This is a genomic window from Ferdinandcohnia sp. Marseille-Q9671, from assembly GCF_976954385.1.
Genome location: NZ_CDRJTA010000004.1, coordinates 437,418 through 460,690, shown reverse-complemented (window position 1 = coordinate 460,690; position 23,273 = coordinate 437,418). Strand labels below are relative to the sequence as shown.

Sequence of the window (23,273 nt, the reverse complement as noted above, 5' to 3'; positions counted from 1 at the left end):
ATGAAATATGGCATTGTTATCTTCCCATCCAAAAAACTGCAAGATATTGCAAATTCTTATCGGAAACGGTATGACCCGCACTATGCATTAATTCCACCACATATTACAGTTAAAAATGCATTTGAGGCGTCTGATGATGAAATTAAAGATATCTCAATGGAATTGGAGTCAGTATCTCAGCAGGCTAAACCATTTACATTAAATGTGTTAAAGGTTAGTTCATTTTACCCTGTTAATAATGTAATCTATCTAAAAGTAGATCCTAATGAGGAATTGCAACAATTACATAATGCACTCCATTCCGGTTATTTTTCAGGTGAACCAGAGTATGCATTTGTTCCACATATTACAATCGGACAAAAGCTATCAAGTGATGAACATTCCGATGTATTCGGGCAATTACGGATGCTAAATATTGAGCATAAAGAGCAAATTGACCGCATCCACCTTCTCTATCAGCTTGAAAACGGGTCTTGGACAGTGTATGAAACATTTCGCTTAGGAAAGGAAAATTAAAACAGAATGGAAGCAAAAATTGTTACAAACAACAAAGAACTAGATGATGCATATACAGTACGTAAAATTGTCTTCGTAGACGAGCAAAAGGTTCCACTCGAAGAAGAAATTGATCAATTTGAAAATGAAGCAACACACGTTGTCCTTTACGATGAAGAAGAGCCTGTGGGAGCTGGTCGTTTCCGTGAGTTAGATGGATATGGCAAGGTTGAACGAATTTGTGTCTTAGCATCACATCGAAAAAAAGGTGCTGGCAATTTGATCATGCACAAAATGGAAGAAATCGCAAAAGGCCAGGGGCTTACAAAATTAAAACTCAATGCCCAAACACAAGCCGAAAATTTTTATAAAAAGTTAGGCTACGAAACCGTATCAGGGATTTTTATGGATGCAGGTATTCCTCATGTCACAATGATTAAGCAACTCTAAATCAACATATCATTCAGAGTGTAGACAAATGTTCGTACTTAACCTTGTCTACACTCTTTTTTATCCTGTTTTTTTAAAACTTGAGAGAATATGCCGTAAACATACGTCTAACAAAAGAATTCTTGGGATAAAAAGATATAATACCGCTCATCCTATATAACGGGGTGAGCAAATGGAGTATTTTAGAATCGTATTAGATTTAGTGATTGGCCTTTCAGGCTTACTCGTTCTTACAAAGATTTTAGGCAAAACCCAAATTACACAAATAACTGCTTTTGACTTCATTTCTGCTTTAGTACTTGGAGAACTGGTGGGCAATGCAGTATATGATGAGAAAATAGGAACTTTGCAAATCCTCTTTTCTATTCTTAGTTGGGGTATATTGATTTATTTGATAGAGATTATCACTCAAAAGTTTAGAAGTACAAGATCAGCGCTTGAAGGAAAACCAACGATTATTATACATAAAGGTAAAATTATTAAAGATCATCTAAAAAAGAATAAACTTGATATTAATCAACTTCAGCATTTGCTTCGATCAAAGGGAGTTTTCTCTCTTAGAGAGGCTGAATATGCCATATTAGAAACAGACGGTTCAATCAGTGTATTAAAAGGATCCTTATATGAAGTTCCTACGCGTAAAGACCATAATATGCAGGGACAAAAAGTACATCTCCCTATTACATTGGTAAGTGATGGTTCGCTAATTTTAGAGAACCTAAAGGAAAGTGGATTTACAGAAGAATGGTTGCAATCTGAGCTGACAAAACATGGTGTGAGGAGTCATAAGGATTTGTTATATGCAGAATGGCGTGAAGAAGAAGGCTTGTATCTCCAAGAATACTAAGCCTTCCTGTTTTTATATGCTCTCGTTATAAAGTAGTCCTTTACCAGTATATTGCGCACGAATCTTATCTACATATCGGCTTTGCTTTTTTGTTATAGGTTTTCGTTCGATATGATGCATGTCATACGAATTTAAATTCATATTTAATGAAATCGGATTAACTCGGTGCAGTTTCATTAAGTTTGTTTTATATGTCGTTGTCCTGTGTGTATATTGAATGTATTGCTCATTGTTGATCGGTAAGATATATCCCATGACCTACACAACCTCCATTCTATTTCATTTATATGTAAGTGTCAGAAGATTATGTTTTACTCTATTTATGATAGATTTCGAAGAATAATCCAGTTTTATAAGGGTTCTTATGAAAAAGGCCTGACAATAGTGCCAGACCCTCCCCATTATTTCTTATTAATCATTTTTGAAATTGTACTAAAATCTAGCTTTTCATCGCCACTCACAATACTTTTTACAATTTTATCTTCCAGTTGCTTATTGACTGGCTTATTTGCAATTTGTGAAACCCTTCTAATGACAGAACGAACTGTTTTTTCGTCCTTAAAATTTGCATTTTGCAAAGAGTTTGCTAACTGGAATACATCCTGCATGTTTACGCCTGTTTTCTTCTCAATATTTTTAAAAAAGTTATTATCCATTACGAAGCCTCCTTACATTGTGATATATCTTATGAGCCCAGCCCGTAAGTGGTGCCGATTCCATTGCAAAAACATACAAATCACTGTGTTACCCTTTTAAAAGAGAAAGTACGAGCCGATTGACTCGTACCTCTACAGGGGGAATTTGTGATTAGTTATAGAAAGATGCACCTACAATAATTAATAGGATGAACAATACGACGATTAATACAAATGTTGAACCTCCGCCGTAGCCACCGCCGTAACCGTAGCCACCATAGCCACAACCACCGAATCCGTAGCCCATATTTAGCACCTCCTCTTAAAAAGAGTACATTATAAAATATGTGAGGAATTGAAAAATGTGAGGACAGGAACACAGGGCTAATGCGGAATTTAACTTTATTCAGCAGTATTTCCCAATTTTATTAGTGGTGGTATGATTTCGTTAAAGGTATACCATTCATTGGGGGTTCAAACCCAAAAAGAATAAAGTTAAAGCCTCCGGCGGATGCCTCAGATTTTCAAGGGAAGTTTTTCGAGCAAGCTCGAAAAAATCTTGGCGCAAATACGCCAAGGCGCATTTGATTCACATTCAATTGTCTAATTGTTTATCTAACTCAGCTTGTCTTTTTGCTAGCCATTTATCTAATTTTTCGAATTTCGTTTCCATTTCTTTTTCGAATTTACCCGCTTGCGTATCCAGCTGACGTAATCCTTTTTCAGTCTCATTTGCCCACTTATCTAATTTTCCTATTGCTTCATCATGATCTTTGTAGTAGTCCGAAACAAACCGTTCAATTTCCTTTTCAAACTTATGACTCACGGCTACACCTCCCTAGTATATAAAATGATAAAAACAGGCCATTTGAGCCTGTTTTTATACAATGTTACTTGAGTGGTTTAGAGTTTACTTGATTGCGTTCTGAGCATTTATTTATCTGTACTACGTGTTGTGATCAACATCGGATCTAAGTCTGGGTAATGATAAATCAATGACCTTCTGTTACTCCATCACCTTTTATCTTGGCACCATTTGAATATACTTTTTTAAGATAGGAGAACATGCTGAACAATTTAGTGAACAAGCCTTAGTAAGGGTAAATTTAATTAACGAATAGGCATTCTAATTAATTTTGTTTGATTTTTTCCAATGCATTATTAATAAGATTGTGGTTATTCTGCAGCCTTCCATTTTCCGGAGCCATTTCTAATGCTTTGTTCGAAAACTCTAGTGACTTTTCGAGCATTCCTAAATAGTAACAACTTAATGCCCCTAAGTCATAAAGTGTATAATCCCAAGCGGAGGCCTCAGTTAAATAAGTGGCTTTCTTATTTGTGATTTTTAGACCATTATCCACCATTGCATATACGAGTGGCCAGTTCTTTTCAGAATGAGCAAGCTTTGCCATCTCTACATATGGCTCTCTTAAATGTGGTGCTTCAGCAATCGCGTTATAAAACCATGACTTTGCCTCTGAAACATTTCCTTTTTCTAAATGTCCTCTTGCTATAAATCTCATAGCTGCACTTCTTTGATCTTTCCAGGTTGCTTCAGGCTTTTTTAGGAAGGTTTGTAAAGTTGTCATACTTTCATCCCATTTATTGTAAAACATATACTCCCTGCCTAAATAGAATAAATTTACTAGATAATCAGGGTCTTCTTTTACCGATAACTCTAGTAACGGAAGATACTGCCCTCTCGATTTTGTATTGTCTGGAAAGTGATTTAATTGAATATTTCTTTCCCACACAATATTTTCTTTTTCTGGACCATAATAATACAATACTTCATGTACCGGGTGTACCCATCTATAACCACGCCTTCGATGAATTTTCCCCCTCCAAAAGGTTGAACCCCTTGAACCATCTGCATTGAATTTCCATGTGTACATATAATTGATTTTCGTAGTGTTCTCCGTCCAAACCTCTTCAATCTTTTCTCTCCATCCAGGCTCAAATACCTCATCTAAATCCGTACTTACACAGACGTCAACATCCTCTGGGACAAAATTTAGTGAAATATTTCGTGGGAGATCAAATCGCCAAGGGGCAATTTTTATAGAATATACATATGCTCCTCTAGCTTTTAGTTTTTCAACTGTATTGTCTGAAGACCCTGTATCAGCTACAACAACTACATCTGCTTCCTGCATGGAATCCATCCATTTATCTACAAATTGCTCCTCATTTTTACAGATCGCATATACTGCCACTTTTAACTTTTTACTCATTTCCAAGACCTTCCTTTTTAGCAAGCTCAAAGAGTTTTTCTTTCCATTGCTCAAAATCTTCATTCCAGGCATGCTGATTATAGTGATAATCTGTGATTTTACGTTTGAGTTGTTCAGCTTCCCTTATCATCAAATATGCCTCTAGATTCCTTCCAAGCTGATGTAGAAATTTTGCTTTTTCAAACCTTATCTCTCTTCTGTAAGGCAAGTGAGGGATAGCTTGATTTAATTCAATTAATGCTAAATCCTTTTTGTTCTGTGACTTATAAATAATGTATTTTAACTTATGAAGATAGCCTTTATCACTATCATTAATTTTAAGTGCTTCATCTGTAGCCCAAATCGCTTTATCATAATCTCGTATTCTCAAATATTCACCAGCAAGAAAACTCCAGGATTTCCAAACATCCTTCCGCTCCTTAACTGATTGTTCTAAAAGTGGGAGATAACTAGATCTTGATTTTTCTGTATCTGGTTTTTGATATATCCAAAAATCATTTAAGCGTTTAATTTTTTCCTCTCCATCATACTCAAGTATTTCATGTACCGGAAGCTTCCATTGGTATCCTAAACGTTTATGAATTCGTTCATGCCAATGTTGACTTCTACCACCACCTGGCCAAATCGTACTAAATTTATGAAAGTATCTAGTAATGGTAGGATCATAATGTTTTATGATATGTTCCTTCCACCCCTCCATTAAATACTCATCTAACCCAAGTGCAATACAAAGATCCATTTCGGGATTAACTAATGAAAGTGCAGTATTGAAAGCATCGTCAAATCTCCATGGTGAAACACAAATGCGGTATACAAATAATGGGGCTGTTGGATTTTCCTTTCGAAATTCCTCAATTAATTGATTTGTTTTGTCTGTCGTACCTGTATCACAAAGTACAATTTCATCAGCATCTTTCGCTGATTCTAAATATCTTTTAATAAAATTTTCTTCATTTTTAAAAATTCCATAAACCGCAATTTTAGGGCGGCTCGAACCATTAGAATTAAGCGTCATTCTCTTACTCCTTTGCCGGTTATTTCTTATAGGTTATCATCGCGTTAATGTTATTAAGGTATTCAAAAGAAGCCTTGTCGTGCTAGACTCTATACTCATTTTTATATTATCATCCACACTTCCTCTTGAACGGCCACATACAAATATAAAAGACTTTAAGAAAAGGTGGATAGACCATGATTAATTTACTATTTATTACAAATGATCGTTCGCAACACATTGATAAATCACCTTATTACTTATCTAAAGAGCTTGCAAAAATAACTAATCTATCACTTTGGCACAAAGCTGGTAATATTCAGGATATTCTCTCACAGTTATCTACTCCTCCTGATTTTATTCTTTTATATGATCTTGATAAAATGACAGCTCCTTTAATAAGTGGCATTAAGAATGTTACAATTCCCTTCGGTCTTATGGTTGAAGATCCTGATAAAAATGCAGGAGGTCGTGGAAGATTTATAATGGATAATAATATTCAGTATCTTTTTCCAGTTGTAAGGGATTCTTTTCTAAGAAAATATCCAACCTTAAAAGATAGAATGTATTGGTTTCCTCATCATGCCTATACAGATGTATTTAAAGATTATCAGCTACCAAAGACAATGGATTATTTATTAATAGGTAAGATTGATAGATTATACCCATTACGGCAAAAAATCGTTTCTACAATGCAAAATGAACATGGATTTACACATTACAAGCATCCTGGTTACAGAAACTTTACAGCTGCTGATGAAAAAAGAAGAGTAGTAGGAGAAAATTATGCAAAGAAAATTAATCAGGCCAAAATTTTTTTTACATGTGATTCCATTCTAAAGTATCCAATTAAGAAGTATTTTGAAGTACCTGCATGTCGAACTCTCTTAATGGCTCCTACCTCTAAGGAAATAGAGGATTTGGGATTTGTACCTGGTAAAAATTTTGTTGATATTAATGAAGTTGATTTTTATGAAAAGGCGAAATACTATCTAGAACATGAGGAAGAACGACAAAAGATTACCGATGCAGGCTATGAATTCATAAGGGAACATCATTCTACGAAGGCACGGGCAGAGTTTTTAGTAGAAAAAATTAAAGAAATAATCGAAAAACAGAAAAAGTGATGTGGGAAAATTGAATGAAACTAAATACATTATCCAATGTGGTTGTAACCTTATTTCTAATACTTGCTTAAATAGCCTGCACTTCAATTTCTAGCGGCGATAAACCTCGTTGGTATTGGTTACGAAGGCAAGATATAAAAAAAACTATATGTGGTTTAAATATATTGTTCCTAATAATAAATGTGCCTGACCCCCGATACGTTCAGTCATACATTACCGTACAGGGTATCAGGCACTCGATATTATACGACTTTGGATCGAAATTTTAAGACGATTCCGATTTGGATGATCACACAAAAATCATATAAGTTTTATGTTTGATATTTCTTCCCCACTATCCCATTCTGTGCTGGTTGATGCGGAAGAATAAAAGGTCACGACCGTTCTTAGAGTCAGTCAAATATTAACATAATGTATAGCACAGCCAAAGCTTTTAAAATTATAAACCAAAGCTTTTACTTATACATATATTATAAAGGTGAAATCTTAATGAGTTTTGATTGGTAGAAGGGAGTTTTATTTAAATGGAAGTAAATAAGGAAGAAAAAGATAAAGACTTTTATGATGATGTTTATAAAAAGGGGGGAATGTATGCGAAACATTATCAGGCCAGTCCTTATTTTGAAATTTGGAAGAAATCAATCGATATAATTAAGGAAATTGAAAGCCCAGACATTTTAGAAATAGGGTGCGGAGTAGGACAATTTGCAAACATGCTATTTGATCAAGGGTTTAAGGAATATAAAGGTTTTGATTATAGTGATGAAGCGATTAAATTAGCACAGCAAACAAATCCTTATGAGCATAAAAAGTTTCATGTAGATAACGCATATAATTCTAAAATCTTTCAAGAGGATTATAATACTATCATTATATATGAAGTGCTAGAACACTTAAAAGAAGATATTCTTGTTTTAAACAAGATCAAAAAAGGAGTAAACGTCTTATTCTCTGTACCAAACTTTGATTCAGCAAGTCATGTTCGGTATTTTCAAGATAAGAACGATATTACCCAAAGATATAGTGAGGTTATTGATATTAAGGACATTTATGCTTTTCATATAAGTACGCGAAATATCATTTATCTAGGCCATGGGATTAAAAAATAAGACTATTTTTTTCCTTCTGACAAACTAGTAATCCATATTCTTCCCTTGAAATCTTCTCATATTCGGTGCATCCAACTTTTTCAGAGATACTTACAAATCACCCAGTGTGCCCACAAACTGAATTTTCCAGGAGGATAAATACTCCCATAGGGATTATGAAGCGAAGGTATCAGTATTGAGTTTAAGGAGAGGGAAACTCTCCCCCCATAAGCATAATACCGACAGTTATCCACAAATGGATTTTTTACTAGTTCATAAAAAAAACAACCAATTCCCTTAAGAAATTGGTTGTTCTTTATTTGATTTTGTTTTGCTTAAGAAGGTATGCTTTTACTTTTAATGCAACATCTAAAGCCGCTTCTCCTTCCACCAAACTAACTTCCGGGCTTTTGTTTTGCTGAATACAAGCAACAAAATGATCTAGTTCATTAAATAATGGATCTGAATTAGGAATTGAGATATTCTCAATTACTAATTCTGTTGGATACTGCATGGATTTACCGGATGTATTTTTTACTATCAATTGTTGTTTTGTTACAAAATCAGTCTTAATCATACGTTCTTTTTCTGTAATGTTTAATGTTCGTTCTTTTTCTTGTGAGACATCACTTGCTACTAAGGATGCAACTATTCCATTTTCGAAGGTTATGAGTGCCGTAACATAGTCATAATGCCCTTTCGTATTTAGGCACACACCTGCAGCAGAAATATCACTAATTGGAGATTGAGTGAGACTAAGGATGATATCTATATCATGAATCATAACATCTAAAATAACATCTACGTCTTTTAATCTTCCAGAATAACCAATTCTCTTCGCTTCTATAAAAATAATATTATCTGGATTCACTATCTCCCTTAATTGAGGGATAACTGGATTAAACCTTTCAATATGCCCTACTTGTAAAATAATGTCTTTACCTTTTTGTAGTTGTTTTAGTTTACTAGTTTCTTCAAGTGAAACCGCAATAGGTTTTTCTACTAGAACGTGCTTCCCATGCTGGATTGCCTCTTCAGCCAATTTGAAATGAAATTTTGTTGGAGCTGCAATAATTACTGCATCTACATTTTTCAGTAGTGCTTCAAATGTTACAAACGCAATCACATTTAACTTTTTTGCTATTGAACTTGCTTTTACCAAATCGGCATCGTACACACCAACAAACTTAATATTATTGATATTCATTAACTTATTGCAGTGGTATGATCCCATATTCCCTACTCCAACAACCCCCACTCTTACACAACTCATCATTTAACACCTTCGAATTCTTTTACCGCTGAAATTATATATTCTTGTTGGGATTCGTTCATCATTGGAAAAATTGGGAGGGCAACTATTTCTTTAGCAGACTTTTCGCTTATAGGAAAATCACCAATTTGATAATTCAGGTATTGAAATGCTTTTTGTAAATGCAGAGGAATTGGATAATATATAGAAGAAGCAATTCCCTTTTTGATAAGGTAATCCATTAATTCATCACGTTTTTCTGTTTGGATGCAATATTGGTGGAATGTGTGTGAACGGTCTTTTATCATTGGAGGAGTTTTGACTATTTTTGATAATTCTAAGGTATATCTATTAGCAATTTCTCGTCTGTTATCTAAAAAGAATTCAAGCATTTTTAGTTTTTCTATTAATATAGCAGCTTGTATCTCATCTAATCGGCTATTGACTCCAATGTAAGAATGAATATACCGCTCCATACTACCATGATTACGTAAACAGCTTAATTTTTCATAGGCATCTTTCTGGTTAGTAACCACTAAACCCGCATCTCCGAATGCACCAAGATTTTTAGATGGAAAAAAAGAAAAACAACCGACATCTCCGATTTGTCCGACTTTTTGTCCTTTATATACAGTTCCAATAGCTTGTGCGGTATCCTCGATTATTTTCAATTGATGCCTTTTGGAAATTTCTATTATGGGATCCATATTTACTGCTTTTCCAAATAGGTGTACTACCATAATCGCTTTTGTTTTATCAGTAATTGCTGTTTCAATTTTTTCAGGGTCAATGTTGTAAGTCTGTGGTTCGATATCAACAAAAACAGGTGTGGCACCCACTCTTGCAATCATTTCTGCGGTTGCAAAAAATGTAAATGGTGTGGTAATCACTTCATCCCCAGGTCCTATGTCGAGTGCTTCTAATGCCAAAATAAGAGCATCTGAACCATTTGCTACGCCAACTGAATATTTTGCATTAAGATATACTGAAATCTGTTCTTCAAAATTCCTCCCTTTTTCACCAAGAATATAAGACCCACTGTCTATGACTTCCAGCACTGATTTTTTAATTGTATTTCCTAATAATTTTAGTTCCTCCGTTAAATCAACCATTGGTATATTCATTGATCTATTCCCCCGTTATGCCCCACACTTAATATGTTAGCCGGGACACCTGCAACAACAAGATGATCTTGAATATCCTTTGTAACAACAGAACCCGCACCAACAATCGCATTATTTCCAATTGTTATTCCTGGTAACAATGATGCATTATTTCCAATTTTTGCCCCTTCTTTTATATGAGGTCCTTTTAATGTAAAATCCTTTGCTCCCATGTACTTATCATTTGACATTGAGACGCAGGGGCCAATAAATACATTGTCTTCAATAATCGTATCACCTGTTACATAGGCAAGTGTTTGAATGGTACAATTTTTACCAATTTTCGTGTTTAACTCGACAATTGCAGCTCTTCCAATTACAGAGCCACTCCCAACAGTGACATTTTCTCGGATACTTGCATGATCCCCAATAAAAACATCCTCATTTATTTCTGAACATGAATATATCGAAACAAGATTTCCTATACTGACATTTGGATGTATAAATAATTGTTGGGAGGTTTGACCAACTTTTCGCATCTTGGCATTTCCACTTGGTTGTATACCTAACACACAATTTGCTCCAATTTTACAATTATCACCTATAGAGGTACCTTTTAAAATAACACTATTATGGCCAATGATAACGTTTTCTCCAATTTTAACTCCCTCTTCAATGATGACATTTGCACCAATAATAGCATTATTCGGTATTAAGCTTTCTTCAAACAATTTTATCCCTCTTTTCTATTTAACCTTGTAAGTCTTTGTCACGCTTAAGAGGTCCCATAAATAAGACATTATATTCTCTTTATTCGTATGAAACAATAATAGAAAGGGTATAGACATTTGGTAGGTAAAAAGAAAAATAGGCCGAATTTAATCCATTCGACCATTTTCAATGTATTCCTTAATATAAGTTACTATTTCCTGTGCCCGCACATCATTCGTATGTTGGCTGTGAATAAAGTTAAAGCCATTTTCAGTTATTCGTTGTCGTTCTTCTTCATTTTCTAAATAGTATTCAGCTTTTTCATAAAAATTGGTTTTGTCGCATGCAACAAAATTCACACCATCTTCAAACCCTAAATCGAGAATATCAGGAACTGGTTCTGCCAAAAGCAAGGTTTTACATGCTGGAGCTTCAAAAAATTTTAAAACAGGATACTTCAAGCTAGACCCACATGTAAAAAAGATTTTGGAACGATTTAATTCCTTTGCATACATCTCATTAAGATATGTGCCATGCTTTTGCTTTCCTTGGTGTCCAGGATGTGGATGAAAAACAAATCCATCCATCTGCCTCATTTTCATTAAAACTTCCTCACGAAACGGATATTTGCCTTTTCCAGTCTTTGATAAGTTAGCAGTCTTTCCCTCCGGATCATATAAAGCACCCATTAACAAGTAATCTATTTCCTTATTTAATTGCCAATCTTTACATACATCTGGATTGATAGAAAAGGGAATCCATCTAAATTTTTCATTATATTCGGGATATGTCTTTAGAAAGGCACTTTTTGTAAGTGAAAAAATTAAATCTATTTTATTATTGACAAAGTATTTCCGTCTTGCCCCAGTATTGTAATGAATATCTATTACAAAAGCTCCCTTTGGAATATCAATTTTATTCAACCCCGAGATACTAGGAGAAAGTGCAGATCCCCAAGCGATATCATAATGGATGATAAAGTCAGGACGAAAATTCAATCTACCAATGATGTCATCAATATTCCCATTATTATACCAATATCGAACGTCTGCATATTTTTCGATCGCTTGAAGGGACTCAAATTTAGGTTTATGTTTCGGGTAATTTTTCCAAAAAGGTCTTACTAAAATTAGTATTTTTATCTTTTCCAATGGATCACACCTCTTGTTATTTTTACGATACTTTTAGTTTATGATTCTCTTATAAAATCGGAATAGGACAATTGTGGAAAGTTTCTTCCGTAACAATAACTACCTTTAATTCCTGATAAATAAACACACACTTTTACCTTTCTAACATGCATACTATATTAAATAAAATTGATTTACTTATGAAATTGAATATTGAATAGAGGAGATGTAGTATGAAAAAGGTGACTGTTGTGGGACTTGGAAAGATTGGACTACCTTTAGCTACAGTATTTGCAAATAGTGGTAGTTTTTTTGTTTACGGTGCTGATAAAAATGAAAATGTAATTAATCAAGTAAATAACGGGATATCACATATTAAAAATGAACCTGGAGTTCAAGAACTTTTAGAAAATGCAAAGCAAAAAGGAATGCTTAAGTGTACGACGAATACAACTGAAGCAGTAAGAGATTCGGATATAGTTGTTGTAATTGTTCCAGTATTAATTAATAATCAGAACGAAATCGATTATCGCTATATCGATTCCGCAGTAGACGATATCGGGAACGGGATTCAAAAGAATACTCTCGTTATCTTTGAGACTACGATTCCAACGGGAGATACAAGGAACCGATTTGGTAAAAAAATAGAGGAACTCTCCGGTTTACAAATGGGAGAGGATTTTCACTTAGCATATAGTCCCGAAAGAGTGTATTCAAATCGAATAATTCAAGACCTTCAAACATACCCAAAGATTGTAAGTGGCGTTAATGACAAAAGCTTGTTATTAGCTACAGAATTTTATAAGAATTCAATAGGGTGTGAAGTGTTACAAGTCAGTTCTTTAGAGACCGCGGAATTTACAAAGGTTGCCGAGGCCACTTATCGTGACGTTAATATAGCTTTAGCAAATGAATTAGCTGTTTTTGGTGAAAAATACGGGGTTAATATGAAAGAAGTCATAAATGCTGCAAACAGTGAGCCATTTTCGAATATCCATAATCCGGGGGTTGGTGTTGGGGGGCATTGTATTCCTGTATATCCCTATTTTTTTATAAACAATGGTCTAGACGAAGGCTTAGTGCCTCTATCTAGAAAAATTAACGACAGCATGGCATCATATGCTGTGACAAAAATAGAAGAAATTCTTCCTTCTATAAAACAAGCAAACATATTAATATTGGGACTATCATTTCGTGAAAATGTTAAGGAAGCAACCAGGTCAACAACACATTTACTCATTCACGAATTAAAAAAGAAGGGAGCAAATGTTATTGTTGATGATCCTTTTTTTACCCCAGAGGAAATTTTTTCATACAACGTTACCCCCTTTTCTAAAATAGATACAAAAACGATTAATACCATTATTGTGCAGGCATTCCATGATGAATTTAGGGGTATCAATTTTGCAGAATTTGAGAATTGCAAGTTAATATTAGATGGTAGAAATGTATTAAATAAAACTGAGATTGAGAATCTTGGGATGATTTATAGTGGGATAGGAATAAACTAATTTCTATTCATAATCATAAAAATAGAGCTGAAATCAGCTCTATTTTTATGATTATGAATTTTATGGTGTTGGAGGTAAAGTAAACTGTTGAACAGCTGATACTTCACACAAACTAACGATCCAAACTTCACCTGGAGTAGTCGCACTGTTGTTCTGAGTAAATCTCACAACTCCTTGGCCAATATCAGCTGCTGTTCGAATGAATACGTTTTGTAAATTATTAAACATACCCGAACCAGTAGTATCAACATCTATACTTTGACCAATTAATCGTGTTAAAAATTCTCTTACTGACTCTTCACAACAATCACAGGTATCTACAGCTGGAGGTAGAGTAACAGTATTTAATGCTGCTAGATTTGTGCCAGTAGTAGCATTAATTCCTACAACATTACATATAGGAAAAGCTGCATTTGTTCGTGTTCCTCCACCACCCGGAACAGTTCCTACTACCACAAAACCATTTTGAATAGATTGAAGAATAAAATTATTATCTCCTTCTCCAGGACCTGTTTGATCTACGGTTCTAATACGTACTTCAACATCTCCTGGTAAATTAATTAAAGTTTGTAATACTTCTGTCATTCCTTCCGTACAGCAGTCACAAGTTGGGCAATCGCATTCCCCGGTTGGACCTGTTGGACCTCTATCCCCGGTTGGACCTGTTGCTCCCGTTGGACCTGTTGCTCCTGTTGCCCCAGTTGCTCCTGTTGCTCCTGTTGGACCCGTTGGACCCGTTGGACCTGTCGCTCCTGTTGCTCCTGTCGGACCTGTCGGACCTGTTGGACCTGTCGCTCCTGTTGCTCCTGTCGCTCCTGTCGCTCCTGTCGGACCTGTCGGACCGGTTGGACCTGTTGCTCCTGTCGCTCCTGTCGGACCTGTCGGACCGGTTGGACCTGTTGCTCCTGTCGCTCCTGTTGCTCCTGTCGGACCTGTCGGACCTGTTGGACCTGTCGCTCCTGTTGCTCCTGTCGCTCCTGTCGCTCCTGTCGCTCCTGTCGGACCTGTCGGACCTGTCGGACCTGTTGGACCTGTTGCTCCTGTTGCTCCCGTTGCTCCTGTCGCTCCTGTTGCTCCCGTTGGACCTGTTGGACCCGTTTGGCCAGGTGGGCCAGTTGGACCACGTTTACCTTTTGGACCTCTAGGACCACTTATACAACATTTTGAACACTTACAATCATCATCGTGATCATCATGGAATCTAATACCTGACAATTTATTTTCACCTCTTTCAATTAGTTTCCTTATAATCTATTGAAAAAGGCTCGAGCTTGTATCGGCGTTTAACTAGTTAAACAAGTATTATTTAAAAAATGGACTTTTTTCTTATGTAAAGCATTCCTAATCTTAACCCTCAAGGGTGGAATAGATAACCAATAAAGAAGTTTAAAAGAAAAATATAAGATTGCCTTATTTAAAAATAATTTTTGAATATGTAAAAGGCATAAGTATTTACCTATGCCTTAACATTACTTTCATCTTGTTTAATAGATAATTTCACTTCTAACAACTTTTTATTATTTATCACACTCTCATCTTCTGGACGATATTTTCTAGCAATCTCATTATGGTAATATGCTTTCTCATATTCTCCTAAATAGTAATAACATACACATAGATTTAAATGTGGTACCCATGTTGTATAGGCTTCATTAAAGAATCCCCAATTTTCCTTTGGTCTTATAAAATTGACAGCTGTATCATACCAAAACTTCGCGGCTTTATATTTTTTATTACTTCTCAATAAATAACCTAATTTGCAACTGATCTCAGGACGCGGCACATCATATTCAAACGATTTATAAAGAGCTTCTTTTTGTTTTTCTGAATTACCTATTTTTCCATAACAGTCTGCTAATCTTCCACATGCAGCGATTTTATCCTCTACCCAGCCATCTTTCATACTTAAAAAAATGGTATAGTTTTCAATCGCTTTCTCGGTATGCCCATTTTCATCAAGTTCATTTGCATAATAATAATAATCACGAGGACTAAAATTATCCCCACGTTCAATCCTACTTTCATAAATGGCTAAATTTCTTCCGGTAGAATGATGGACTCTTTTGTGGGACACACAAATGTCAGTATCAAGTATTTTTCCAGCCACCTGTAAATACACATGACAATCTCCGTACCATTGAAAGTTTTTGCTTCTTTTAACTAATCGATTTCTCCTAAAGCTTAAAGTTACATTTCCATATTGATCGAATCCATAATTATAAATCATCGAAACAGAATCTACAGACGGATCTAGGTTTTTCTTTAGTTCTAGAAATTTTTTCTGATCTTCTTCAAATAAAACATCATCAGCATCTAACCATAAGATATAATCCTTAGTCGCATGGCTAAAGGAATAGTTTCTTGCAGGTGCGAAATCTCCAATCCATTCAAAATCATATATTTTATCTGTAAATTCCCTTGCTATCTCCTTTGAACGATCTGTTGAACCTGTATCTACAATTATTATTTCGTCTGCAATATTTTTGGCAGAATCTAAGCAATTCCATAAAGTCGCCTCTTCATTCTTCACAATCATACATAAACTAATAGTGATCAAATATTGTACCTCCCAACCTATTAAATACTTTCTCAAAAAATAAGTACGGGCATGATTTATACAAATCAATACCCGTAAAATCAAATTTAGTGACAGCCGCAATCCTCATGATCATGAGAGTCACATTTTACCTGATAGCGTGGAGTAATACAGATTTTACCTGAACAGAAGTCGTCATCTCCATTCGGAACACTACCTGGTCCAGCTGGGCAGAAAACTTCTATTCTATTGAAGTTTGCAGCTGTAAATGTCATACAGCTTCCTTCAAATACACCAAATGGACCACCAACTGGAGTATCATCCCTAAAAAATCGTACAGTAACATTGCTATCTCCCGTACAGTTTACAGAAATGAAACCTGATGCAAATACATTTACTCCCGCAGCAACATAAACATTTTGTGCTTGCCCCCGTGGTATACACCATTCACAACAAAGTTTGTCTTTTACAAAGTCACAGGATTCCTTTTTATCCTTATGCTTACCACAACAGTCATTGCAATCACAAGAATCATGACATTTTCCCAATATTAGCACCTCCTACAAAGTTTAATCCATATATTTGTATTTCAACTTCGTATAATTTGAAACGGCTTATATACTATATTTGCTAATAAAAAGTGTTTTTCACCAATTTATCTAACATTTCTAAAATTACAAGATATTTCAAAACCAGTTGAATCTTTTGCCTAGTACAAATCATGGTCAGTAGCCATATAATAAAAAGACCAGTCTGAACGAAAGGAGGTAGCAATACTTGCAGCTATTAGAACTTCAAAATAATAAGAAACACTGTATCCGAACAAAAAAAGTGTTTGATTGGGTTAATAGAATTGTCCATATTAAAGAAAAAGAGGTTATTTCATTTCCTCATAAAAGAGATCATTTTAAGGACTGCATTTGTTGTGATTTTAAAGTTAAATGCGGTTCCTCCTCCAAAACACTACTTTGGCAAGGGTACGGGATTGATTATGTTACAGCAACAGTAAAGATAAAGTTAACCTCCTCTTGCGGTTGTAAATTAGATATTTTTGTAAATGGCGAAAGAATCAATTCCATTTGTCAGGGCCAATCCTTTTGTGGAACAATAGGGAAGGTTAAAAGCATTGAGGTTCAGTGTTATGGAAAGCATTCCGATAGTTGTTGCTGTGGAGAATTTGAGTTAAAAATCCACTACACTCATGAGGAAGAACAATGTGAAGTGGATTTAAAGAATGCCATTTGCTTCCTATCTGATGAGAATGGAAATCCACTGGATCCATATAATCCTGAGTCAATTACGTGTGAAGAACAAACTGAAGAGTACCCTAGACAAAACGTTGAAATCACACTTCAAAATGGGAAAAAAGTTACCCTTCAAAAAATAACCGTTCTGAAGTCAGGGTATGTTACAGTAAAATTGCTAAATTCAAAAAATAAAGTTTGCATGGTATGTACCTTCCCATTTTTAGAATATGAAACATTTCATCTATGTGCCCCAGACGGAACAAAGCTTGAATGTAAAGTCACTGACTTTGAATGTAAAGTAAAGATACTTCCACAGCCTAAAAAGGTTGCAAACTGCGTGAAGATACAAATCTTTATTCAGATTTGTCAAAGTATCCAGGTTATTGGAGAAGTAAAAGTAGAAGTAATTGGTGACGTATGTAACCCAAGAGAAGAAATCAAAGATACAACCACTTGTCCCCCTCAAGAGCTACTAGGAGATTGTCCATTAGTACCCATCTAAAAAAGGAGTTCCCGGCGAAACTCCTTTTTATTTTTTTATTTGTTTCCATTAAATGTTTTAGTTCACCTTATTACAAGATAAACCTCCCATCAAAATCTAACTTTGATGAGAGGTTATTTTCTTATTTATCTTACTTTCTTACACCCACAGCCACCAGACTTTTTCTTTTGGGGTTTAGTTTTATTCGAGGAAGAAAAAACCTTTGCACCTGAAGGATTGTTCTTTTTATTATTGTTCATACATATTCCTCCATTTATTGGTATATTGGTAGTATATGTCCCTTCGGTGAATAATGTTTTCCACGTTCTGCTTATTTTTTGCTGCGTTCATGGATGAGATTGCTAATAAACCATCCATTCGCTAGCGTTTCGGAATCTCCTTTGTTTGGTCGTGAAGTTTGTTTTTTATTTGTTGGTATTGGTCGTTTCACAGGGGCAGTTTGTTCTGCTACTTGAGTTGTGGCTAGCTGTTTTTTTAGTAGTTCATTCTCAGAATGTAATTGTTTAATATGTTCACGTAGCTGCTGATTTTCAAATAGTAACTTTTCCTTTTTTATCGATTTAAATTTTGCTAACTCTGCCTGCAAGTGGATGATTTTTTGCTGCAAGAAAACTGGATTACTAGAAATTCTATTCACTTTTATCCCTCCTAAAATACTACCTTTATATATAAAGGATCCCTGTTTCTAAATATCATATGAGTAAAATTCCGCTAATGTCACAGCACACTTGACTAGTTTATACATACTATACAGTAGCCCCAATACCCAAGGGTTATTACAACAAAAAGGAGGAACACACAAGTGGGTTTTAAGCATAAAGACAGAGACACAGAACGAGTTTGCATTCTGACAAGAAAAATTTACGACTGGATAACCCGTCAAATTGACGTAAACCTTTCATTCACAGACAATCTTCCTGTAAAATTCAAATGTAATGGTCAAACTGAACGCACTTTAGAAGAACTTTGTACTGTATTAGAACAATTTGATGATGTCACAGTTAATTGCTTCTTAAGTGATAAATTTGGTAATCCAATTGAAACTGGTTTCCAAGATGATAACCAAATTAAGGTTCAAGAAATTGGGCAACGTCAACCAGTTACGGTGACATTACCGAATGGTGATCAAGTAACATTACAACGAGTAAAAACTCTAATAAGAGGATTTATTACTGTAGAAATCCTAGACGATATGGACGATGTTGTATGCGTGACAAAAACACCAATTCCATTCGTAACAACTCAAACATTCTTATTATGTGCTCCTGAAGGAACAGAACTTAACGTACATGTATCATTAGCTGAATGTGATGCTACGTTAATTTGTGAAGAGGATATCCAACAGTTAGACATTAACCTTACACTTTGCCTAGAAGTTCAAACAGAAGCAGATGTGAAGCTTGAAATTGAAGCTAGACACTGTCAGCCTCGTGAAGAAATTCTAGAAGATGTAGTAATATGTCCAACAGAAAAATTCCCTCCACAATGTCCAGAAGTTTTTCCAGCGCACTAAGAAGAACTGGTTAAGCTAGACTGCCTGAGCCATCAGCAGTCTAGCTTATTTTATTTCATGGTACAAAAACACAAATTTGAGTCTTTTTACATAACTTGTAAAAGAGAGGAGGGATTCATGTGAATGCAAAAAGAACCCAAGACGAAACCATTCAACTCAAACAACGTATCATTCATTATCAATCTGAAATTGTATCCTATGAACATAAGATTAAATCCCTACAATCCAACATTGAGAAGGAAAAAATTCGAAATCAATACCTACAAGAGAAGTTATATACAGTAGAAGAGCAACAAGTTGAGGTATACCAAAAGGAAATTCATGTATTAAAAGATAAGCTTCTACAATTAGAGGTTGAGCTCGAGGAAGAAAAAAGGCGATCAACTAACCTCCAGAAGAAAGTTGTTGCTGCTAAGCCTCCTTTTAAAGGGCAGAGCGAAGCGAAGCCAATTGAAACATATCCAAGTATTCAAGCCTATTTCGCTTATTCTCTCCTCCTACCTATTGGAGAAGAAGAGTCTGACATAACAGTTATAGGAGATTTTATTATTAAAAATACGGGTACGAAGGAATTGAAGGATATTATTGTTTGTATCAAAGTTAGCCCAATAGATGCAGGAACATTAAGTGGAAAAATAGCTACAAAGAAGTCTCAAAACCTTCATGATGCGGAAATCGATTGGGTATTTTTACATGAAAACTGGCAAGAAAAATTAAAAGAGAATGGGGAGTATTGGATAAAGTATGTAGATCCAGACCCGCTAAAGCCCAACCAAACAATTGTTTTTCCTCAATTTGATCTTACCCTGTTAAAGACTGAAGATAGTCAATCCGTTGTTGTCGATGGATTTGTATATAGCAAGGAGATTCCAAAAGGTACCTTCTCTCTTAACAAAATTATCGTCAACTATTAAGAAGCTATTTTGTTGGAAGAGTTTCTTACTGAACCTTAAATCATTAGTCGAGGCATGGTGCATGAAGGACATTTTCATGAGATAAATTGAATTGTCCTTCATAGCTATGATGAAGCATAAGCGGATTTTTTCCATAATGCCTTTTATTCTTTTATATAGTAATACCCTCTATCTAAATAGTTCCGTGATCTTCGAAATCCTAATAGATTTACTAGTTTTGGGTTGGAAACTAGTAGAAAGTCTGTGACTATATAAGGTTTCTTAAATGTTCGTTTTAGAATGGGGAACGACAATGGTAGTAATTTTATGAGTTTCGTTGAAGTTTTAAGTACATATACATCAAATTTGTTATCTAAATAAGTGAGGTATTCATCAATGTTTTTACTAGAGTCGTTGAGATAGATACTATTAAAATCAAGTATACCTACTACCTCATTACATCCTTTAATCAGCGGCTCAAGCCCTTTTAAGGCTTCAGGCTCATTTCCATTTACATTTATCTTAAATAAAAGTCTATTAATCTGTTCAACATCGGTTTTTAAAGAGTCAAGCCCTGCTCGTACACCATTACCATATATAAACGTAATTTGATCACCATTAGAATGCTCAGCCTTTGATCGATTGTGATAGGCTTCATATTCCTCTTGTTCCTCAAATCCAATAACTTTTGCATTCTTATGATAGTCAGTTGAAAACAATATATCCCCATAGCCTACGCCTAGATCTAAGACCAATTCAGGGGAAAAATGAAGAGAAGCGGCTTGCCACACATCAGCTACTTTAGGTTGGACAATCCCATGACAAGCTATTAATTGCCGCCCTTTATTGGTCTTTTCATTTACATACATGACATTTTTTGAGTCACCAATGGTTACCTTTCTATACGAATCCACGTCAATTCCTCCTATATGTGAGAATGAGAGACTAACAAAAGCGCAAGCGCCTTGGTAGTGAACGTAAGGCTGCCACGTCTTGTGGCAAACGCGGACGTCAGCACATCCTCGAGGGGCTAGGCGCTGGAGCTGGATGTAGATAAACTCATTTACAACTTGTCTACAAGGTTGATTTTTATCATTTCCTAAACAATATAAAAGGACAGCATAGTGAGCTGTCCTTTTACGGAGTCGAAGAATGCAGAGGGCGATATCTAGTCTTAATAAAATCGCGGATTAGTTTTGGAAGGACCATATCTCGACGGCACACTAAATAATCGACAACTCTGTTTTTATCCTCTTCCGAAATCCCCCAGTCATCTGGAGTGAATGCAACAATTTCATTTAATAGGTGGATAGGAATCGCTTGAATGATGGATAATTGGTCATAGAAGTCTTTTTCTTCCTGAATAAAGCTTGCAATCATTTCATGTGTCGCACTTTTCATGAGCTTTCTACAATAGGTCGATAAGTGATTACTATCCCAAGCAAACGAGCCAAATAAGTCAGCATGATCAATAATATACAAATAGTGGTTTCCTGCGGAGGTTTCCTTAAAGAGTACATTTTTCCTAGTACGGTCTAGATTATAGAGCCAGTAATCCATAATGATGATACCGGCAAGCTGTTTTTGGTTTATCACTTTCGGCGAAGGTAGTTCGTGAGCATTTTGACAATTAGGAATATATTCAGTCGCAAACTGTGTATTGGTGTATTTAATCAACTCTCCGTCTGTTAGCTCACTATAATAAGATTGCGGAATTTGTACAAATCGACTGGGTGGGACAGGGAGCTGTAAATAACGTGCAATTGAATAGCCAATCCATTCATTGAACAATATTTTTTCTTGCCCTTCCTTAAAAAACTTAACAATATATTGTTTACCGTTATCAAAGGAGAACAAATGTGCATTATTGGATTTTCCTTCAAATAATTGATGATAGTTAGTCGGTTGTATGTCCGTCACCTCCAGTCAATTCTTGAAGTAATCTAACATAGCTTTCTGCACATGTTGAGATGGAGAAAGTTGATTCTACTCTTTGTCTGGCATTCTGCGATAATGTTTGATAATACTCAGGAGAATCAACAATCTGATAGATTTTTTTTGCTGCTTCCCTTGCATTTTCTTCCATATATAACAATCCCGTCTTGCCATCTTCGACTATTTCCGGGATGGATGAAATTCCTGGGGCTACGACTGGTACTCCACAAGCCATTGATTCAATAAAGGTGTTTCCAAAGGACTCACCTTTAGTTGTTGCAATCGTGCAGCCACCTGATTGTTTTATTTTTGAATACATATGTGGCATCTCTTGGTAAGGGATAACGGGATACCACTTCACAATATCGGTTAATCCATGTTCTTTCCAATAGACCTCAAATTCATCACGTTGAATACTATTTGCTCCACCAATAATCCAAATCTCTATGTCGTCGCGTTCACTATTGATGAGATGACTAATTTCCATTAATAACTTCCAGTTTTTGCGCCCATCTAATCTACCAATATAGGCAACTACTTTTTTTCCAATTGGGACAATTGGATCCTTATCTACATGTATCTCATCAGGACGAAGTGGCTTAAAGAAGTCCGTATCAATTCCGTTATAAATAACCTCATATGGCGCCTCAGTATCAATTAATATTGAAGCTAAGCGCTTCTGGTGGTGAGACGGAACGACTATACGATCTGGTTTAACTTCATCAAAGTCTGGAAGATGTCTCTGGAGTTTGATTATTTCTGGGGTCCGTGCCTCAATTAATAATGGACCTTTATACTTTGCTTTTCTTATCCATTTATATCCCTTTTTTGTATCACAAACAATGATCACGTCATAGTTATTCTTTTGAATGATTTCTACAATTTCTTGTTTGTTATCTGTTAAATAAACGGTCGCAACATCTTCCATAATGTGCATGCCACCAAGGTCTTTTACATACATAAAGTCTGTTTCAATTCCATATTTCTTAAAATAAACAGCCCGATTCCGCCAGCCTGCGTTAACTCCTCCTACAGTCAATAAGCGCCAAATTACTAAAACCTTCAAGATT

26 protein-coding genes are annotated in these 23,273 nt (G+C 35.4%); 9 read left to right on the top strand and 17 right to left on the bottom strand.

Going from position 1 to position 23,273, the window contains the following annotated elements:
• The 3 genes from ACWNMY_RS17505 to ACWNMY_RS17495 all read left to right on the top strand — a co-directional run bounded on the left by ACWNMY_RS17505 (position 1) and on the right by ACWNMY_RS17495 (position 1,792).
• Entirely contained in the window at positions 1–516 is a 516-nt protein-coding gene (locus ACWNMY_RS17505; RefSeq protein ID WP_449539538.1) for a YjcG family protein, read from the top strand.
• A gap of 6 nt (positions 517–522) precedes the next feature.
• A complete protein-coding gene (locus ACWNMY_RS17500) occupies positions 523–945 on the top strand; it encodes a GNAT family N-acetyltransferase (protein ID WP_449539537.1) in 423 nt (140 codons plus the stop codon).
• Positions 946–1,117: 172 nt separating this feature from the next.
• The gene (locus ACWNMY_RS17495) at positions 1,118–1,792 is read left to right on the top strand and encodes a DUF421 domain-containing protein (protein WP_449539536.1); all 675 of its coding nucleotides are present in this window, start codon (positions 1,118–1,120) and stop codon (positions 1,790–1,792) included.
• A gap of 12 nt (positions 1,793–1,804) precedes the next feature.
• Here the strand turns inward: ACWNMY_RS17495 and ACWNMY_RS17490 are convergent, their stop codons facing one another.
• The 6 genes from ACWNMY_RS17490 to ACWNMY_RS17465 form a co-directional block, all read right to left on the bottom strand.
• Positions 1,805–2,047, bottom strand: coding sequence for a hypothetical protein (locus tag ACWNMY_RS17490; protein WP_449539535.1), 243 nt, complete (start codon positions 2,045–2,047; stop codon positions 1,805–1,807).
• 146 nt (positions 2,048–2,193) lie between these two features.
• Positions 2,194–2,448 (bottom strand): stage VI sporulation protein F, encoded by a 255-nt coding sequence (locus ACWNMY_RS17485; RefSeq protein WP_449539534.1) that lies wholly within the window; start codon positions 2,446–2,448, stop codon positions 2,194–2,196.
• 151 nt (positions 2,449–2,599) lie between these two features.
• A complete protein-coding gene (locus tag ACWNMY_RS17480) occupies positions 2,600–2,734 on the bottom strand; it encodes a YjcZ family sporulation protein (RefSeq protein ID WP_449539533.1) in 135 nt (44 codons plus the stop codon).
• Between the two features lie 288 nt (positions 2,735–3,022).
• Positions 3,023–3,253, bottom strand: a complete 231-nt coding sequence (locus ACWNMY_RS17475) for a hypothetical protein (RefSeq protein ID WP_449539532.1) — start codon at positions 3,251–3,253, stop codon at positions 3,023–3,025.
• 304 nt (positions 3,254–3,557) lie between these two features.
• A complete protein-coding gene (locus ACWNMY_RS17470) occupies positions 3,558–4,661 on the bottom strand; it encodes a tetratricopeptide repeat-containing glycosyltransferase (protein ID WP_449539531.1) in 1,104 nt (367 codons plus the stop codon).
• Positions 4,654–5,676 (bottom strand): glycosyltransferase, encoded by a 1,023-nt coding sequence (locus tag ACWNMY_RS17465; protein ID WP_449539530.1) that lies wholly within the window; start codon positions 5,674–5,676, stop codon positions 4,654–4,656. The genes ACWNMY_RS17470 and ACWNMY_RS17465 overlap by 8 nt, the downstream gene beginning before the upstream one ends.
• 176 nt (positions 5,677–5,852) lie before the next feature.
• Here ACWNMY_RS17465 and ACWNMY_RS17460 point away from each other — a divergent pair, with 176 nt between their 5' ends.
• Positions 5,853–6,782, top strand: a complete 930-nt coding sequence (locus tag ACWNMY_RS17460) for a glycosyltransferase (protein ID WP_449539529.1) — start codon at positions 5,853–5,855, stop codon at positions 6,780–6,782.
• A 524-nt stretch (positions 6,783–7,306) separates the two neighbouring features.
• Positions 7,307–7,891 (top strand): class I SAM-dependent methyltransferase, encoded by a 585-nt coding sequence (locus tag ACWNMY_RS17455; RefSeq protein WP_449539528.1) that lies wholly within the window; start codon positions 7,307–7,309, stop codon positions 7,889–7,891.
• A gap of 295 nt (positions 7,892–8,186) precedes the next feature.
• On the opposite strand, the gene ACWNMY_RS17450 is transcribed toward ACWNMY_RS17455, so the two are convergent.
• From ACWNMY_RS17450 to ACWNMY_RS17435, 4 genes are all read right to left on the bottom strand, one after another.
• Positions 8,187–9,143: a Gfo/Idh/MocA family oxidoreductase gene (locus ACWNMY_RS17450; protein ID WP_449539527.1), complete on the bottom strand. Its 957-nt coding sequence runs from the start codon at positions 9,141–9,143 to the stop codon at positions 8,187–8,189.
• Positions 9,143–10,246, bottom strand: coding sequence for a DegT/DnrJ/EryC1/StrS family aminotransferase (locus ACWNMY_RS17445; protein ID WP_449539526.1), 1,104 nt, complete (start codon positions 10,244–10,246; stop codon positions 9,143–9,145). The genes ACWNMY_RS17450 and ACWNMY_RS17445 overlap by 1 nt, the downstream gene beginning before the upstream one ends.
• On the bottom strand, positions 10,243–10,956 hold the full coding sequence (locus tag ACWNMY_RS17440) for an acyltransferase (protein ID WP_449539525.1): 714 nt from the start codon (positions 10,954–10,956) through the stop codon (positions 10,243–10,245). Before ACWNMY_RS17440 ends, ACWNMY_RS17445 begins: the two co-directional genes overlap by 4 nt.
• Positions 10,957–11,103: 147 nt before the next feature.
• Entirely contained in the window at positions 11,104–12,087 is a 984-nt protein-coding gene (locus ACWNMY_RS17435; RefSeq protein ID WP_449539524.1) for a glycosyltransferase family protein, read from the bottom strand.
• A 212-nt stretch (positions 12,088–12,299) separates the two neighbouring features.
• On the opposite strand from ACWNMY_RS17435, the gene ACWNMY_RS17430 reads away from it, so the two are divergent.
• On the top strand, positions 12,300–13,577 hold the full coding sequence (locus ACWNMY_RS17430; protein WP_449539523.1) for a nucleotide sugar dehydrogenase: 1,278 nt from the start codon (positions 12,300–12,302) through the stop codon (positions 13,575–13,577).
• A gap of 60 nt (positions 13,578–13,637) precedes the next feature.
• On the opposite strand, the gene ACWNMY_RS17425 is transcribed toward ACWNMY_RS17430, so the two are convergent.
• The 3 genes from ACWNMY_RS17425 to ACWNMY_RS17415 form a co-directional block, all read right to left on the bottom strand.
• On the bottom strand, positions 13,638–14,792 hold the full coding sequence (locus ACWNMY_RS17425; protein WP_449539522.1) for a hypothetical protein: 1,155 nt from the start codon (positions 14,790–14,792) through the stop codon (positions 13,638–13,640).
• A gap of 241 nt (positions 14,793–15,033) precedes the next feature.
• Positions 15,034–16,134: a glycosyltransferase gene (locus ACWNMY_RS17420; RefSeq protein ID WP_449539521.1), complete on the bottom strand. Its 1,101-nt coding sequence runs from the start codon at positions 16,132–16,134 to the stop codon at positions 15,034–15,036.
• 86 nt (positions 16,135–16,220) lie between these two features.
• Entirely contained in the window at positions 16,221–16,661 is a 441-nt protein-coding gene (locus tag ACWNMY_RS17415; protein WP_449539520.1) for an S-Ena type endospore appendage, read from the bottom strand.
• A gap of 229 nt (positions 16,662–16,890) precedes the next feature.
• On the opposite strand from ACWNMY_RS17415, the gene ACWNMY_RS17410 reads away from it, so the two are divergent.
• Positions 16,891–17,862: a BMQ_0737 family morphogenetic spore coat protein gene (locus ACWNMY_RS17410; RefSeq protein WP_449539519.1), complete on the top strand. Its 972-nt coding sequence runs from the start codon at positions 16,891–16,893 to the stop codon at positions 17,860–17,862.
• Positions 17,863–18,172: 310 nt separating this feature from the next.
• Here ACWNMY_RS17410 and ACWNMY_RS17405 read toward each other — a convergent pair whose 3' ends face one another.
• On the bottom strand, positions 18,173–18,499 hold the full coding sequence (locus ACWNMY_RS17405; RefSeq protein ID WP_449539518.1) for a hypothetical protein: 327 nt from the start codon (positions 18,497–18,499) through the stop codon (positions 18,173–18,175).
• A gap of 165 nt (positions 18,500–18,664) precedes the next feature.
• On the opposite strand from ACWNMY_RS17405, the gene ACWNMY_RS17400 reads away from it, so the two are divergent.
• Both ACWNMY_RS17400 and ACWNMY_RS17395 read left to right on the top strand, forming a co-directional pair.
• The gene (locus ACWNMY_RS17400; protein WP_449539517.1) at positions 18,665–19,375 is read left to right on the top strand and encodes a BMQ_0737 family morphogenetic spore coat protein; all 711 of its coding nucleotides are present in this window, start codon (positions 18,665–18,667) and stop codon (positions 19,373–19,375) included.
• Positions 19,376–19,494: 119 nt separating this feature from the next.
• Positions 19,495–20,289 carry a hypothetical protein gene (locus ACWNMY_RS17395; RefSeq protein WP_449539516.1) on the top strand — a complete coding sequence of 265 codons (795 nt, stop codon included), beginning with the start codon at positions 19,495–19,497 and terminating at the stop codon, positions 20,287–20,289.
• 143 nt (positions 20,290–20,432) lie between these two features.
• Here the strand turns inward: ACWNMY_RS17395 and ACWNMY_RS17390 are convergent, their stop codons facing one another.
• The 3 genes from ACWNMY_RS17390 to ACWNMY_RS17380 form a co-directional block, all read right to left on the bottom strand.
• Positions 20,433–21,182 carry a hypothetical protein gene (locus tag ACWNMY_RS17390; protein WP_449539515.1) on the bottom strand — a complete coding sequence of 250 codons (750 nt, stop codon included), beginning with the start codon at positions 21,180–21,182 and terminating at the stop codon, positions 20,433–20,435.
• Positions 21,183–21,405: 223 nt separating this feature from the next.
• Positions 21,406–22,188 (bottom strand): HipA family kinase, encoded by a 783-nt coding sequence (locus tag ACWNMY_RS17385; protein WP_449539514.1) that lies wholly within the window; start codon positions 22,186–22,188, stop codon positions 21,406–21,408.
• On the bottom strand, positions 22,166–23,269 hold the full coding sequence (locus tag ACWNMY_RS17380; RefSeq protein WP_449539513.1) for a glycosyltransferase family 4 protein: 1,104 nt from the start codon (positions 23,267–23,269) through the stop codon (positions 22,166–22,168). Before ACWNMY_RS17380 ends, ACWNMY_RS17385 begins: the two co-directional genes overlap by 23 nt.
• Positions 23,270–23,273: the final 4 nt, after the last annotated feature.

Bases quoted from the DNA above. Each gene is read 5' to 3' on its own strand.
- ACWNMY_RS17490 (WP_449539535.1), bottom strand. From the start codon at position 2,047: ATGGGATATATCTTACCGATCAACAATGAGCAATACATTCAATATACA.
- ACWNMY_RS17455 (WP_449539528.1), top strand. From the start codon at position 7,307: ATGGAAGTAAATAAGGAAGAAAAAGATAAAGACTTTTATGATGATGTT.
- ACWNMY_RS17465 (WP_449539530.1), bottom strand. From the start codon at position 5,676: ATGACGCTTAATTCTAATGGTTCGAGCCGCCCTAAAATTGCGGTTTAT.
- ACWNMY_RS17430 (WP_449539523.1), top strand. From the start codon at position 12,300: ATGAAAAAGGTGACTGTTGTGGGACTTGGAAAGATTGGACTACCTTTA.
- ACWNMY_RS17495 (WP_449539536.1), top strand. From the start codon at position 1,118: ATGGAGTATTTTAGAATCGTATTAGATTTAGTGATTGGCCTTTCAGGC.
- ACWNMY_RS17460 (WP_449539529.1), top strand. From the start codon at position 5,853: ATGATTAATTTACTATTTATTACAAATGATCGTTCGCAACACATTGAT.
- ACWNMY_RS17470 (WP_449539531.1), bottom strand. From the start codon at position 4,661: ATGAGTAAAAAGTTAAAAGTGGCAGTATATGCGATCTGTAAAAATGAG.
- ACWNMY_RS17505 (WP_449539538.1), top strand. From the start codon at position 1: ATGAAATATGGCATTGTTATCTTCCCATCCAAAAAACTGCAAGATATT.
- ACWNMY_RS17485 (WP_449539534.1), bottom strand. From the start codon at position 2,448: ATGGATAATAACTTTTTTAAAAATATTGAGAAGAAAACAGGCGTAAAC.
- ACWNMY_RS17480 (WP_449539533.1), bottom strand. From the start codon at position 2,734: ATGGGCTACGGATTCGGTGGTTGTGGCTATGGTGGCTACGGTTACGGC.
- ACWNMY_RS17445 (WP_449539526.1), bottom strand. From the start codon at position 10,246: ATGAATATACCAATGGTTGATTTAACGGAGGAACTAAAATTATTAGGA.
- ACWNMY_RS17500 (WP_449539537.1), top strand. From the start codon at position 523: ATGGAAGCAAAAATTGTTACAAACAACAAAGAACTAGATGATGCATAT.
- ACWNMY_RS17450 (WP_449539527.1), bottom strand. From the start codon at position 9,143: ATGAGTTGTGTAAGAGTGGGGGTTGTTGGAGTAGGGAATATGGGATCA.